Source organism: Roseibium sp. LAB1 (genome assembly GCF_054658235.1).
In genome coordinates this window covers 1-14,241 of sequence record NZ_BAAGIB010000012.1, presented here as the reverse complement: position 1 = coordinate 14,241, position 14,241 = coordinate 1, and the positions used below count along the sequence as shown (strand labels likewise).

The 14,241-nt window shown below is 57.0% G+C and carries 14 protein-coding genes; 5 read left to right on the top strand and 9 right to left on the bottom strand.

Going from position 1 to position 14,241, the window contains the following annotated elements:
- Positions 1-230 precede the first annotated feature (230 nt).
- The 7 genes from ACYQ54_RS28410 to ACYQ54_RS28380 all read right to left on the bottom strand — a co-directional run bounded on the left by ACYQ54_RS28410 (position 231) and on the right by ACYQ54_RS28380 (position 6,979).
- Positions 231-1,223, bottom strand: coding sequence for a Gfo/Idh/MocA family protein (locus ACYQ54_RS28410; RefSeq protein WP_460088492.1), 993 nt, complete (start codon positions 1,221-1,223; stop codon positions 231-233).
- Positions 1,220-2,080 carry a sugar phosphate isomerase/epimerase family protein gene (locus ACYQ54_RS28405; RefSeq protein ID WP_460088489.1) on the bottom strand — a complete coding sequence of 287 codons (861 nt, stop codon included), beginning with the start codon at positions 2,078-2,080 and terminating at the stop codon, positions 1,220-1,222. The genes ACYQ54_RS28410 and ACYQ54_RS28405 overlap by 4 nt, the downstream gene beginning before the upstream one ends.
- Before the next feature lie 47 nt (positions 2,081-2,127).
- Entirely contained in the window at positions 2,128-2,961 is an 834-nt protein-coding gene (locus tag ACYQ54_RS28400; protein WP_460088494.1) for a carbohydrate ABC transporter permease, read from the bottom strand.
- Positions 2,958-3,863 carry a carbohydrate ABC transporter permease gene (locus ACYQ54_RS28395; protein ID WP_460088486.1) on the bottom strand — a complete coding sequence of 302 codons (906 nt, stop codon included), beginning with the start codon at positions 3,861-3,863 and terminating at the stop codon, positions 2,958-2,960. The genes ACYQ54_RS28400 and ACYQ54_RS28395 overlap by 4 nt, the downstream gene beginning before the upstream one ends.
- A gap of 173 nt (positions 3,864-4,036) precedes the next feature.
- A complete protein-coding gene (locus ACYQ54_RS28390) occupies positions 4,037-5,254 on the bottom strand; it encodes an ABC transporter substrate-binding protein (RefSeq protein WP_460088483.1) in 1,218 nt (405 codons plus the stop codon).
- Positions 5,255-5,282: 28 nt separating this feature from the next.
- On the bottom strand, positions 5,283-6,254 hold the full coding sequence (locus ACYQ54_RS28385; protein WP_460088481.1) for an alpha/beta hydrolase: 972 nt from the start codon (positions 6,252-6,254) through the stop codon (positions 5,283-5,285).
- Positions 6,251-6,979 (bottom strand): GntR family transcriptional regulator, encoded by a 729-nt coding sequence (locus ACYQ54_RS28380; RefSeq protein ID WP_460088479.1) that lies wholly within the window; start codon positions 6,977-6,979, stop codon positions 6,251-6,253. The genes ACYQ54_RS28385 and ACYQ54_RS28380 overlap by 4 nt, the downstream gene beginning before the upstream one ends.
- Positions 6,980-7,162: 183 nt before the next feature.
- Here ACYQ54_RS28380 and ACYQ54_RS28375 point away from each other — a divergent pair, with 183 nt between their 5' ends.
- Positions 7,163-8,230, top strand: a complete 1,068-nt coding sequence (locus ACYQ54_RS28375) for an ABC transporter ATP-binding protein (protein ID WP_460088477.1) — start codon at positions 7,163-7,165, stop codon at positions 8,228-8,230.
- A 225-nt stretch (positions 8,231-8,455) separates the two neighbouring features.
- On the opposite strand, the gene ACYQ54_RS28370 is transcribed toward ACYQ54_RS28375, so the two are convergent.
- Complete coding sequence (locus tag ACYQ54_RS28370; protein WP_460088474.1) at positions 8,456-9,079, bottom strand: TetR/AcrR family transcriptional regulator; 624 nt, start codon at positions 9,077-9,079, stop codon at positions 8,456-8,458.
- Between the two features lie 418 nt (positions 9,080-9,497).
- On the opposite strand from ACYQ54_RS28370, the gene ACYQ54_RS28365 reads away from it, so the two are divergent.
- From ACYQ54_RS28365 to ACYQ54_RS28355, 3 genes are all read left to right on the top strand, one after another.
- The gene (locus ACYQ54_RS28365) at positions 9,498-10,439 is read left to right on the top strand and encodes a homocysteine S-methyltransferase family protein (protein ID WP_460088472.1); all 942 of its coding nucleotides are present in this window, start codon (positions 9,498-9,500) and stop codon (positions 10,437-10,439) included.
- The gene (locus ACYQ54_RS28360) at positions 10,436-11,617 is read left to right on the top strand and encodes an aminotransferase class V-fold PLP-dependent enzyme (RefSeq protein WP_460088471.1); all 1,182 of its coding nucleotides are present in this window, start codon (positions 10,436-10,438) and stop codon (positions 11,615-11,617) included. The genes ACYQ54_RS28365 and ACYQ54_RS28360 overlap by 4 nt, the downstream gene beginning before the upstream one ends.
- Positions 11,618-11,814: 197 nt before the next feature.
- Positions 11,815-12,288, top strand: coding sequence for a fasciclin domain-containing protein (locus ACYQ54_RS28355; protein WP_460088468.1), 474 nt, complete (start codon positions 11,815-11,817; stop codon positions 12,286-12,288).
- 400 nt (positions 12,289-12,688) lie between these two features.
- Here ACYQ54_RS28355 and ACYQ54_RS28350 read toward each other — a convergent pair whose 3' ends face one another.
- On the bottom strand, positions 12,689-13,909 hold the full coding sequence (locus ACYQ54_RS28350; RefSeq protein ID WP_460088466.1) for a peptidoglycan-binding domain-containing protein: 1,221 nt from the start codon (positions 13,907-13,909) through the stop codon (positions 12,689-12,691).
- On the opposite strand from ACYQ54_RS28350, the gene ACYQ54_RS28345 reads away from it, so the two are divergent.
- Positions 13,896-14,114 (top strand): hypothetical protein, encoded by a 219-nt coding sequence (locus ACYQ54_RS28345; RefSeq protein ID WP_460088464.1) that lies wholly within the window; start codon positions 13,896-13,898, stop codon positions 14,112-14,114. The genes ACYQ54_RS28350 and ACYQ54_RS28345 overlap by 14 nt on opposite strands.
- Positions 14,115-14,241 lie beyond the last annotated feature (127 nt).

The window sequence follows — 14,241 nt, the reverse complement described above, 5'->3', positions numbered from 1 at the left end:
CCTGTTTTGACGGAGATCGGTATGTCATCCGACTACAAGAAAAACAGCCTGACACTCTTCGATGCGATCGCCATGGGCACCGGCGTCATGATCGCTGCGGGCAACCGTTCGTCGGGATGACAGTTCACTCCCTCGTCAAGGCAAAAAAAGCCCCGGCGAATGATCGATCCTTCCATCGATCATTCGCCGGAAAACCGCAGTACCCGGGAGGAATTCGGTCCGCGGCGTAGTCAGATGAGGCTGACCATGCGTTCCAGATTCACCATTGCCCGCACACCGTCATGAATGGTCGGGGCATTTGAAGAAGCGCCCTTGAGCGCGTTGGCGACGTCTGCAATCAGCGCGTTGTACCCCTTGTGATCTTCATTCGCGGCCGCAGTGAAGTTCGGGGTCCAGGACAGTGTGTCCGCCTGATTTGAAAGTGTCGCCGAGGGATCGTCCGCCTTGAAGGCGGGGTCTCTGAAGCAGGCAACATTGATTACATTGTCCACTTCCAGACGGACATGGTCACCCATGATCTGGATAAACTCCATGGGCGTGCCACGGGATTGGACGGTGCCCATTACTATGGTTCCGATGACCCCGTTTGCGCATTCAAAGTTGAGATGGAAGAGCAGGTGACCGGGCTTGGGCTCATTCTTGCGCAATGCCATGTCTGCAAAGTCTGAGCCTGCAAACCAGGGGATCAAATCCATGTAATGGACACAGTGATGGAGATAGAACCCGGTGTAATCGACCTGTCCGGCAAAATAGGTCGGTGCCGTCATATAGGTGCCTGAAATACCCAGGATGTCACCGAAATCGCCCCCGTTCAGGTAGTTGCCCGCAATTCTGTTGCCAGTCGAATAACGTTTCATGAAGCCGACCAGGACGGGCTTGCCATGCTTTTCGGACGCAGATGCGATGTCTGCGGCAGCGCTCGCATTGCCTGCTGGCGGCTTTTCCAGGAAAACCGGAAGCCCGTGCTTCAAGGCTTCGAGCGAAGCGGCATGATGAAGGTCCGGTCCGACCGCCATGCCAATAGCATCCAGTCCCTTATGGGCAATGAGGTCGCGATAATCCGAATAGACTTCTCCTGCACCATACTGCCAGGCAGCCCGGGCTGCAGCATCTGCGTTGACGTCGCACACCGCAGCAACCCTGATGTCGTTGCGGCCGAGCTGCGGCATAAGCATCTGCGTAGCGTGCCGGCCGCAGCCGATCCATCCGATGTTCAAGGTCATTGGTTCGCCCCCGCCGTGGCCAGGCAGGACCTGATGAGTGCAAGCCCCGCCGTGAGTTTTCCGGTTTCGTCCTGGTGTGGAGCACGCCAATGGGCAATCGGCAGACCGACCCTGTCATCATCCCGGCGGAACGGCTCCAGCGAAATGGGGCCTTCGTAGCCGGTGTCGGCAAGCGCACGCATGATGACCGGCCAGTCCAGATGCCCGGTTCCCGGAAACCCGCGGTGATTTTCATTGGCCTGAAAATGCACGATCCGCGAGCCCGCTGCGCGAATGGCATCGGCGATCGACCGTTCTTCCATGTTCATGTGAAAGGTGTCCAGAACTATGCCGAGCCCTGGCGAAGACACTGCGTCGACGACTTCAATTGCCTGTGCCGTTGTGGAAACAATATCGGTCTCGAACCGGTTCAGGGCTTCCAGCGCGAAGACGCATCCGGCCTCCGCTGCAAGTGGAGACACCTTTGCAAGCCCCTCCTTCGTGCGGTCGGCTCGCGCCTGAATTTGCTCCCCGTTCCACGGCGTTGGCGCGCGTCCGGCAAAAACCAGAGGTTCACCATAAAGCGGACCGCCAATAATCCTCGCACCGACCTGAGCGGCGACATCCACACAACGTTTCAGGTATTCGATGCCCCCCTCACGGTAGGACGCATCTTCACTGGCTATCGATCGCTGCAGGTTGACCCTGGCCGCAAGCACCACGTCAAGTCCGGCATCTTCCAGGGCCTGTCTGGTTTCCCTGAGATCCAGGCCATCCTCGGGTTCTGGGACCAGAAGTTCGACAAAGTCAAAACCAAGCTCACGGATCCTCCCGAAGAGGCCAAGGTCGGCGCCCGTGAACGGGCGAACGAATTGCATTGAAATGATACCGACGGGGTTTGTCACTTGAAGATGCCTATGTGTTGTCATCCCTTGACCGCTCCTTGTGTCAGGCCGCTGATCAGGCGTTTTTGTACGATGAGAAACAGTATGGTGGCGGGCAGGGCGCCAATAATGCCGCCCGAGGTCAGCAAGCCCCACTCGACTTCGTATTCGCCGATCAAGGTCTGGATCGCGACCGTAATGGGCCTGACATTCCGCCCACCCAGGGTGAGTGCGTAGAGATACTCGTTCCACGCGGTGATGAAGATATAGATGCCCGTTGCGATGATGCCTGGCGTGCAAAGTGGCAGCACCACGCGCCACAGGGCGCCAAGACGGCTGCAGCCGTCAGTCATGGCTGCTTCATCCAGGCTCCTGGGAATACCGTTCATGTAGCTGGTCATCATCCAGACCGAAAAGGGGATGGCCACCGTTGCATTGGCAATGATGAGAGCCAGATGCGTGTCCAGAATGCCGAGCACCCGCATCATCACGAAAAGCGGCAGGATCAGGAGCACCACCGGAAACATGTTAATGACCAGGAATTGCAGCAGAAGGTAGCGCTTTCCGCGGAACGAAAAGCGCGAAAAGGAGTAGGCGGCGGTGACCGACAAGGTCAGACCGACCACCACGGTTCCGGCCGCGATGATGAAGGAATGGCCAAGGTTTGTGAGGAAGCCGACCGTTGCAAACAGGCGGACGTAGTTTTCAATCGTCGCGCCGTACAGGCTCGGACCTTCCGTGAACAGCCGGTCTTCGGATGTCAGTGACGTCAACAACATCCACAGATAGGGCCCGAGAGTGAAGGTCAGGATTGCCAGCATGGGCAGATCGACGGTGAGAACACGCCTCACAAGGGATTTGCGTCCAACCATCAGTCGATCCCCCTTCCTGCGCGGCGGAGATAGACAATGACAAGTCCAAGCAGCATCAGAGTGAAGAGCACTGCCAGAGACGAGCCGTAGCCAAAGTCGAGATTGGTCCTGGCCTTGATGAAGGCATAGAGCGGCAGGGTGTAAGTGGCATAGCCGGGTCCACCACCAGTCATCACGAAGATGACGTCGATCGAATTGGCCACCCAGATAGTCCTCAGCAAAACCGCCGTGACCAGAACACCTGATATTCCCGGAAGCGTAATGTGCCAGAACTGGCGCAACGTGCTGGCCCCGTCCAGCGAGGCAGCCTCGTAGTAGCTTTTGGGAATGGACTGCAGTCCGGCAAGGATCATGACCGCGAAGAAGGGAAAGCCCTGCCAGGTCAGTGTCAGAATGATTGCGTAAAGAGCTGTGTCGGGATCGGCAAGCCAGGGAACGGACGCCTTGACCAGTCCGAGCCTCAGCAGAAACTCGTTCAGGATCCCGTAGTTGGCGTCATATATCCAGACCCACATGAGTGCGATCACGACACTTGGCAGCGCCCAGGGAATGATGATGAGAGCCCTTGCCAGCGGGCGCCAGGGAAATTGCTGATTGAGCAGCAGAGCTGTCGCCAGCCCAAGCAGAAGCTGTGCCGGAATTGTCAGGGCAATCCAGATGACGGTGTGTTTCAGGGATATCCAGAAAACCTCATCACCGAGGGCCGCGGCGAAGTTCTTCAAGCCTACGAACGAAAAATCCTTGGGTTTCCAGAGAATGTAGTCGTGCAGGCTCATCCAGGCTGCCTGGATCATCGGAAAGAATACGATGGCGAGCGTGACCAGAACGGCCGGTGACAGCAGTGCGTAGGGAAGCACCTTTCTCGCCAGGGCCGCCCGGCCCACCGGTTCTTTCATCGTGAGCATGTCAATTAGTCCGTTTGGAGCCCAAGACTGGGGGTCGCCGGGCAAATTCGGGGCGATGCTTCCGGCAGGATTGCCGGCAGCCGGTCGTTATCGTGTTCCATGAAATCCCTGGTGATGGGGCCACGTTGAAGCGGAGCGTCGGACCTCGGACCGGACACCCCGCCACAGTGAAATCAGGGATTATAGAGTTTGTTGATTTCGGCGTTCATCTGCTCCGCGGTAATTTCACCTGTCAGAGCGCGTTGCATGTTCACCGGCCAGACCGTGTTCACGAAATCGGACGTTTCGGGAACATTCGGCAGAAGATTGGCGAATGGCAGGGAATCAATCGTCGCATCGACAAAACGTTTCTCATGCAAGGTCCAGTTCGCAGAATCCGACTTTGTCACCGGCAGCTGTCCGGTTGCCTTGTTGAACTCTGTGTTGTTGCCTTCGCTGGACAGGAAAGAGATCCACTTCCACGCGGCATCCTTGTTTTGCGCCGTCGAGAAGACAGCCGTCGATTCATCGCCAAAGGATGTCCAGTGACCGCCGCCGCATTCAGGAACGGGTGCAGCGGAAACCGCGTCACCGAGAGCTTCAACCATGCCGTTGGATGACCCGATGTGATGGATGGTCATGGCCGTCTTGCCGGCCTTGAACGCGCCGGTCACTTCCTTGAAACCATCATTGGGTGCGGATGGCGGGAAGACCTTGTCTTTCTGAAACAGATCAACCACCCACTGGGTGGCGGCAACGCCGGCTTCACTGGTCAGGCTGTCCCTGGAAAAGTCGACACCGTCGTGGGAGAGGACCAGTGTGCCCCAGTGATCGTGGCCGCCCTTGCCACCCCGGAAACCAAATCCGTAGACATCCGTTTGCCCGTCACCGTCGGTATCACGGGTGAGCTTGATGGCGGCGTCGCGGAAGTCGTCACAGGTCTTGGGCACGTCCAGGCCAAGCTCTTCGAACATGTCCTGCCGGTAATAGAGGTAGAGAACCACATACTGGATCGGCAGATAGTAGGTATTACCGTCGGATGCCTTGGTGAGGTTCAGGAGATTGTCCTGTAAATCGGCTTTCCCATCCCATGCATTGATCCTGTCACCGATCGGCTCCAGCGCACCCATTTCAACCAGGCGCGGTTGCGCGAACATCTTCACCATTGCCGCGTCCGGCGCATTGCCTGCAACGATCGACGTGTAAAGGTTGTCGTAGTAGCTGTTCCAGGGGATGTTCTCGGCTTCGATCTTGATGCCGGGATTTTCCGCTTCGAATTTGGCGACAAGTTCGGACATCGGATTGTCGGCATTGTCGAAGTGATACCAGAACCTGACGGTTTCATCTGCCTGGGCAATGCCGGTTCCGGCCAGAAGACCGAGGGCCAGTGCGGCCGATAGGATTTTTGACATGTCTTCCTCCTCTTTGATTTATGTGCTTTCAAGCGCCCGTCAGTTCGCGAAAAGCCCTCCCAGCTTCCGCAGCAGCCAAACGGGCTTCGGGTAGTTCAAGGCTCATTTGCATGAACCCATGGACGACACCCGGATACAGAACGTACGGGTCCGTACGGCCGAGGCTGCGCAGCCGCCGGACGAGATTTTCCGTATCTGAACGAAGGGGGTCGATTGCCGCCGCATTCAAAAAAAGAGGCGGAAGAGATTGCAGTTGGGCGTCACTTGCCTGAAGCGGCGAAACCAGTGGAGAGTTGCGGTCCTCCGGGCTGGCAACGTACCAGTTCCAGTAACGGATCATCTTGTTACGGGTCAGACCCGGGCCGTCCCTTTGGTCCTTGTAGGAAACGGTTTCAAAGTCAGCGTCGTAAACACCGTAAAACAGTAGCGCCGCGTCGGGCGACGTCTTCCCGCCAGCCTGCAGCGAAAGCAGCAGGGACAAGGCGAGGTTCGCTCCTGCGCTATCGCCGGCAACAGCGACTGGTTTCCCGCAGCCCCGGAGCATTTCATGCCCGCCAAGAACCGCATCCCACACCGTCTGACAGTCGTTCAGACCACCGGGGTATGGCGTTTCCGGAGCCAGACGGTAGTCGAATGTCAGAACGTGAGCATTGGCCTCAAGAGCCAGCAGACGTGCTGCTCGTTCATGGGTGTCGCGGCTGCAAAACGCCCATCCACCGCCATGAATGAACACAATCAGCCCGCCAGCTCCTGAAGGACTGAGCAACCTGCAGCCGATCTTGTGACCTTCGGTGGCGAGAAGGGAGAAATCGGCAGATGCCATGTCCGGCAGATCGGTGTTCCAGCGCCTGTTGCTCTGCGCGGCGAGGGCGCGGCCATCGGCCGGTGAAAGCAGTGTGGGATCCCCCAGCCCGGCATCCTCAATGGCCAGTCTTTCAAGCAGCCACTGCATGCGTTCGCTCGGCAGAAGATCAGCGGGATCAGGAAGACGCAGCGTCATTGCCCCGCACCTTCTTTTGCGGCGTCGCCGGTTAAGATACTCGGGCCGAAGTCGACGATGGTCGTGATGTGATGGGACAAGGCCTTGACGGCGTTTGCTTCATCTCCTGCCGCCAGCGCATCCAGAATGGCAACGTGGCGTTCCGCAGTTTCCATGAGGCCCCGGTTCGGCTCCGAATTCAGGATCTTGAAACGGTGATTGTGAATCAGGCACCGGCGCAGGATCGGGCGTACCGTCGGCATGTCTGCAGCGTTGTAGAGGTTCAGATGAAAGTTCCGGTCGTGCAGCGATAACTGGTATTCGTCATTGTCTTTCGCAGCAGTTCGCATGCCATCAAGATCGGACTCCAGTTCCTTTCGCAGGAGCGGACCAAAACGGTTCAGAACCCGTTTGACACCCCGGCATTCGATATCGTGCCGTATGAGGATCAGCTCCCGGGCATCTTCAATGCGGCTATCGGCGACGAAAGTACCGCGATGATGCAGGCGTTCGACAAGGCCATCGGTCTGGAGAAACATGAGGGCCTCGCGCACCGTGCTTTGACTGCACTCGAAACGGTTGGCAAGCTCCAGTTCAAGGATAGCCGTGCCGGGCGGCAACTCGCCCAGCATGATTTCCTTTTGCAGACATTCAAACAGGACATTGCTGCGCTTTGCGCCTCGGCGCACCTGCTGCCGTGCCCGTCCCGACTTGCCGTTTTGATTGTCGAAGCTTTCAGCCGCCATGGTGCGTTTGATCTCTTGTATATCGATAACGTTATCGATAATGTACCGATAATGATGCTTCGGTCAAGTCTACCCGGTGACGGGATTGCGGGCAGGCCTGACGGGAATTGAAATGCGCCGCACTCATCCGGGTCCTGAAAAAGGCGACGAGACGACGCAAATCGAGATTATTGGGAGGTGGACTTGGCCGACATTCAGCTCGAGCGGATTGAAAAGAACTATGGCGCGTTCCAGGCGGTCAAAGGGATCGACCTCGACGTGCAGGACGGAGAATTCGTTGCATTTGTCGGCCCGTCCGGATGTGGCAAGAGCACTCTGCTTCGCATGATTGCCGGCCTTGAGGAGATCACCGGAGGGCAGCTCAGGATAGGTGGCAAGGTGGTCAACGACCTTGAACCGCGTGAGCGGGACATCGCGATGGTGTTTCAGGACTACGCTCTCTATCCGCACATGTCTGTTGCCGAAAACATCGGTTTTGGCTTGAAGATGCGCGGGATGACGTCACAGGAACGCCGGTCACACGTGGAAGAGGCAGCTGAAATTCTGCAGATCACCCAGCTTCTGGACCGCAAACCCGGCCAATTGTCGGGTGGTCAGCGTCAGCGGGTTGCCATGGGTCGAGCAATTGTGCGCCGTCCGAAAGTGTTCCTGTTCGACGAGCCCCTGTCGAACCTTGATGCCAAGCTGCGTGTCGACATGCGAACGCAGATTAAGCGGCTGCACAGTCTGCTCAAGACGACAACCATTTATGTCACCCATGACCAGGTGGAAGCCATGACGCTGGCAGACAGGGTCGTCATTCTCAAAGATGGTGAAGTCGTCCAGCAAGGCGCTCCTGTTGACGTCTACGCATCTCCGAAAACACGGTTTGTCGGTGAGTTCATCGGGTCTCCGAAAATGAACGTCCTGGATGGCACCTGCATTTCAGAGGGAGATGGCCCAGCTATCAGGATCGGCGGTTCCCCGGTTTCGCTTCCGGGAAAAGCATTCCCGGCAGACGGAAGCATTCTGGTGGGTGTGCGACCGGAGCACCTGACCCCATGCGCCGCGGATGAAGCGATGTTTCAGACAACGATCGACGTTCTTGAGCCACTGGGTTCCGATACGATGGCAATCTGTATGCTTGATGGTCAGGAACTGACCGCCCGCCTTGCTCCGGATCCGGCCTTGCGCCCCGGCACCGTGCTTCATTTGAAGGTGAACCCGCAGGACGTACACCTGTTCGACGCGTCGACCGGCTGCCGTCTTTGATGTGAAAAAACCGGACCTGACAATGTCCACCTGGCCGTGACACCGGAGCAGGCCCGCTCGGCGCCAGCCCAGAAGCGAACGCTTGGATCTCCTTGGCGTTGTTATCAACCAACTGGATGATCCCCGGGTATCGTCCGACAGTCTGCTCAGAGTGGTTCGTCTGGTGGATGGTGACCAACGAAGCACCTCCGATGGTCACCTGTCAGTCGGCAAGTCGATTGCTTCTCAGGTGTGTTTCGGACTGAAGAGCAGCTTGATGTAGGACCGGAGCAGCATGATCTGATCTGCGAGAAGCTGTGGTTCTTCCACCGCGCGGGACATCACGATGCCGCCTTCGACCGTGTTCGTGACCATGTCGGCGACATGCCGCAGGTTGACGTCATCATTTGGCGGATACATGGAAGCGATCTCCAGCAGCACCCCGTGAAAACGCTCGCGCCATGTCAGGATGGCTTGCCGGTTCAGGGATCGCACTTCTCGATCGAACAGTCGTTCGGAATACGCGATAGTCGCGACAAGGCAGCCCGGATGCCCGTTCGGCAGATCCCGCATCATTTCCGAGAGAAGTTTCAAACCGATCAGAAACGAGTGCAGGGGATCCTCATGAAGATCCCGCGCGCGTGAAAAAACCTCGTCGAGTATGGCCTCTTCGGTGTCCAGGTACCTCTGCAGCAGCGCACGGGCGAGTTCGTTCTTGTCCTTGAAGTGATAGAAAAAGCCGCTCTTGGTGATTTCCGCCTCGGCAATGATCTCATCGATGGACGTCGCACCAAAGCCCTTGGCCAGCACACCGGCTTCGGCGATGTCGAGGATCCTGGCCCGCTTCGATCTGCTGCTGTCGTTTTGCATTGGTGACCTCGCCTGACGGTTTTATGTCACTTTGAAGTTTTTACACCTCGACCCTATCGCCCGAGAGCCTTGAAGGAAACTGCACCATAAGTGCACCTGAGCCTACAAAAGGATCGGCCTTAACCGGCACCCTTCAGGCAGGCCATTGTTTTCATTGACTTTATTGAGGGGCGATTGGTTGACCACGGGTCGTCTATCACGGCGGCGTGCTTCCGGGCGAGGATGAGCTTCACACTATCAGGAGCTTCTCAATGTCCTTACGCCTCACCAGGTACCGGCCGTGTCTTGAAGACATGCACGTGCCGATTTTCCGCTGTTTTCCCTTTCGTGGCCAGAGCCTCAATCGCTGCCTCGGTGGTGGTGGCATGCCACTGCCAGCGCAATTCAACCTGTCTTGTTTTTCCGGGAGACCTGAACGATGAAACGCTCCTTCCCACACCCGGAGCCTGGCCGTTACTTCCTGACCGAGGGGGGCATCGAAACCGAAATCATGTACAAATGGGGCTTCGACCTGCCCGAATTCGCCATGTTCCCGCTCCTCGAACGTCCGGAGCCGGCGAAGGCTATTCGGGATATGTATCGCAGATATCTGGATGTGGTGAGCAAGTTTGGTCACGGAGCCCTGATTGGGGGATTCGACTATCGCGCCAGTCCCGATTGGGCCGCCAAGCTGGGCTATTCACCCGAAGGGCTGCGACAAGCGAACTTGCGGTCGATCCAGTTCCTGCGCGACGTGGCCTCAGAATACACCGGACAGATCCCTCAAGCTCTTTTTTCGGGTTACGTCGGCCCACGGGGAGACGCATATGGCCGTGACCGCCGCATCACCGTGGAGGAGGCGAGGGACTATCACACGGTACAAATGACCACACTCAAGGAAGCCGATGTAGATCTGGTCTGGGCCATGACATTCAACAGTCCGGCCGAGGCAATTGGCGCGGTTGAAGCCGCTCGCACCCTCGACATGCCGATTGCCGTCTCCTTTTCGCTCGACAGCGCGCACAGGCTGAGCACCGGCGTTCCACTGGCTGAGGCGATCACCATCGTCGATGTTGCAACAGACAGCTATCCCGCTTTTTTCTCGCTCAATTGTTCTCACCCGTATGAGTTCGAGCCGGCGCTTGATGACGGTTCCTGGACGCGCCGCATCCGTTCCATTCGACCGAACGCGGCCAAGATGGACAAGATCGCGCTTTGCAAGCTTGGTCATCTGGAGGAAGGCGATCCCGTCGAGCTTGGGGCGCTGATGGCCGACGTCGGCAGACGCTATCCGCATATGGATATCTGGGGTGGATGTTGCGGAACCGGGCACGTTCATCTCGAGGAAATCGCAAGGCATCTTCCAGGGACGACAGCATGACCTTTCCAATAGAACGTTTGCGGGCAGACACGCCCTCCTGCAAAAACTATGTCCATCTCAACAACGCCGGTGCTTCACCGATGCCGGAGCCGGTCTATCAGTCTGTTCTTCGTCACCTCGACCTCGAACGGCGAATTGGTGGCTATGCAGCCCATGACGTGGCGCACGCGGAGGTCGACAACTTCTACCGCGAGGCAGCAGAACTGATCGGCGCAGACGGCCCTGACGAAATCGCCTTCGTCGAAAATGCCACGCGTGCCTGGGATATGGCCTTTTATGGTCTGCGTTTCCGCCCCGGAGACAGGATCATTACCCATGCATCTGAATATGCATCCAACTACCTGGCCATGGTTCAACGCGCCACGCGTGAGGGTATCATCATCGATCTTGCGCCTAGCGACGAGACTGGCCAAATTGATGAAGACGCGGTCAGGCGGCTGATTGGTCCGAGAACACGATTGATTGCCCTTACCCATTGCCCCACGCAGGGTGGTCTTATCAACCCGGCGGAAACTATCGGCCGGATTGCAAATGAAAACGCGGTGCCTTTCCTGCTTGATGCCTGTCAATCGGCAGGTCAGCTGGACTTGAACGTCAAAAAGCTGCACTGCGACATGCTTTGCGTAACGGGCCGAAAATTCCTGCGGGGGCCGCGCGGAACAGGGTTTCTTTATGTGCGCCGGTCGATGCTTGAACACCTTGATCCGCCCTTCGCAGATCTCCATTCCGCAAATCTCACTCCGGAAGGACACCTGCTTCAGGCAGGCGGTGCGCAACGCTTCGAAACCTGGGAGCGCAACATTGCGGGTGTGATCGGACTGGCCGAGGCAATTAGATATGCCCGGACTGTCGGCCTGCCGGCAATTGAAGCCCGGGTGCGCAACCTGGCGTCTGACCTGCGGAGCATGCTCGCCGAGACGGACAGCTTCCATTGCTTCGACACTGGACCGGATCTGAGCGGCATCGTGACGTTTCGTCACCACATGGAAGCTGCTACCGATACTGCTGCCAGGCTGCGTCGCGCCGGCGTGCATGTTTCGGTCTCCTCCGCGCTTCACGCGCCATTGGATTTCTCAACTCGCATTGGTGCACCTGTCGTTCGTGCTTCAATCCATTGTTTCAATGACCGAGGCGACCTTGAACGGCTGCTGTCGGCACTGAAGGAAACGCCGGACTAGTGTCAGCAGGAAGAAGAGAACGTCAGCGTTTACACGCTGATTGCCAAACCCGGGTTTTGGATCACTTTTGGCCGATCAAAACATGCTGACTTTAATGTGTCCCGAGAGCAATTCCGGATTCAGATCCTTGGCGGGTGCGATCACGTATCTGAGTTGCTGGTGTGAAGCCAGCTTCAGTTCGTGACAAGGAGCATCAGATGAAATTCGCCAAGTATCTTGCAATCGGCATCGTAGCATCCGTGGTGGCTCTACCGGCTAAGGCCGCCGACATCGTCGACACTGCAGTCAGTGCAGGGTCGTTCGGCACTCTCGTTGCCGCCGTTCAAGCCGCTGGTCTTGTTGAAACCCTGAAAGGGGAGGGACCGTTCACCGTTTTCGCGCCAACCGACGAAGCGTTCGCCGCGTTGCCTGCCGGCACGGTTGACGATCTTCTGAAACCCGAGAACAAGGAAAAGCTGGTCGCCATCCTGACCTACCATGTGGTTCCCGGCAAGGTTATGTCGACGGACCTTTCGGATGGAATGATGGCGAAGACCGTTGAAGGCAGCGAAATCTCGGTTGACCTCGACAATGGCGTGATGATCAACGACGCCAAAGTCGTCACTGCCGACGTCGCGGCTGACAATGGCGTCATTCACGTGATCGACAAGGTCATTATGCCACCAATGTAAGTTCAGTGTCGAAAACAGGTTTGCCGGGCAAAAACGATGTTCGGCAAACCTGCTTCAGGTCTTCGCCTAATCCGGTATTTCCAACTGCAGGTAACCTGTCGTCCAAACTAAATCCGCAACCGGGGACATGGCACTATCTGGACAGTTTCCGTTTCCAACCAAACAGCAAAACATGCCGTAGACAACCGCGTGTCCAAAGTGCTGTATGAAGGTTGGAAGATGCCATCAAAGGCATCCTTCAGGGATCCGTTCAGGTCGAAAAGCGTAACTGACGGACGAATTGGGTCTCCGGCAAAAAGCTAACGAAACAACAAATACCTGAAAGGTAAGGACCGCTGCTGCTGTTTCGCAGAAGTCCTGTTCAATTCAGGGCGGAAGACTTCCCTCCATCCAGCCCCGATCAATGAGGATAGATCAACTCGTTTGCGAGGCGCGACACGACATCCGCGACATTCGGATCCTTCAGTCGCAGATCCTGACCGATCTGTTCCATGCTGCGACGGGCGATCTTGGCGGCGCTGTTCACCCCCATGAACAACTTGAGCGCCTTGCGCATTTCCGCGTCGCTACACCCGGCCCGCCGAGCCTCGTCGGCACACATTTTCTCCATTGCATCCCAAGCCGACTTCCAGCCTGCGCGCCAGCATTTTTCCATGTTTTCGGGTTTTTGCTGCCACTGCGGTGGGTTGGACTTGTTTCGATTGATCAGCGTCTGGCATCCGTAGGGTTTCAGGCCGCCGTGCACCCAATAGGCAGTCGCGTAAGCGGCACCCACTGCACCGTAGACTCGAGACCCCGATTCCATGGACTTGTCGAGCGCCTTCAGAAATCCGTAAAGCATCACGAAAGGCGCAGCCATGTTGAGGAACGCGCCGACCACCCACAACGAGCTGTTGGCAGCCGCGAAAACAAGTCCGCCGCGAAGGGCCTGAAAGGCGAGCCGTCCATAACTCCCCGCCTTGTCAGCGGTCGTGGGCCCGCCTGGATGATTGCCCTTGAGCAATTCACTGAGCAGGTTCCGCATCGCCTTTTCTTCGCCTTCGTTCATCCCGAACTCGGCCTTCAGGTCTTCGATGATTTCATCAATTTCATCAGATGTCTTGTTTCCCCCGGACGGCGTATCAGGTGTGTCCGGTATATCCGGCGGGATCGACATCTGCGCCCAGATTCCTTCGGACGCGGGATCGTTCATCGCGATGATTGTCTTGCCGTTGGTATCAACCCGGCCGTCGGGCCAACGGAATTCGAGCACCGACCGCTGGAAGTCGCGGATCATTGCGCGTGTCTTTCTTCCGCACTTTCCGTCAACCACGAGCGGGACCCGGGGTGGATGCATCAGATCATTGAAGCGCTGCTGAACGGCGCGCACGTCCGGTGCATTGTTGGTGCCGTTTTTTCCGACCGAGCCGACAATTCCAATTGATGAGTTAATAGCCATAATCAAAGCTCCAAATTTCCGCAGCGTTGCAATAGGCACTGCAGGTTTCGATTGAACCAGCGCGAACTTACAGCCGGTCGCTCGCAGTAAGTGTGATTTCAAATACAAACAGGTCGTATCGCGACATATTTCGCGATTGTCCGGTCGGGGCGTTTGCAATTGCCGCAACGTGTTTGTCGACATCGTCGTATCCGAGCTTGATATCGATGAAATCAATCGTGACAGGTCAACGTGTGTCTGTCTTTACGAAAGTCCCAGGACCATTGCCGGCACCGCCATTTCCGTGGTGTTCGTCAATGCCGCTGTCATCGACCCGCTTCAAGTCGCGGTCATCAACACCCATCGCATGTCTAAACTCCCGACAATCTACAAGACGCGGGAAGCGTGACATTTTTGAATTGCACATGTGAGACATTTTAGTCTGGCGCTTACACAGGCTGTCAAAGCCGATTAGAGGCGCGACATGTTCAGCCCGAAAGAAATGCGACACTTGGGTTTTGCCACTTTCTCAAGCG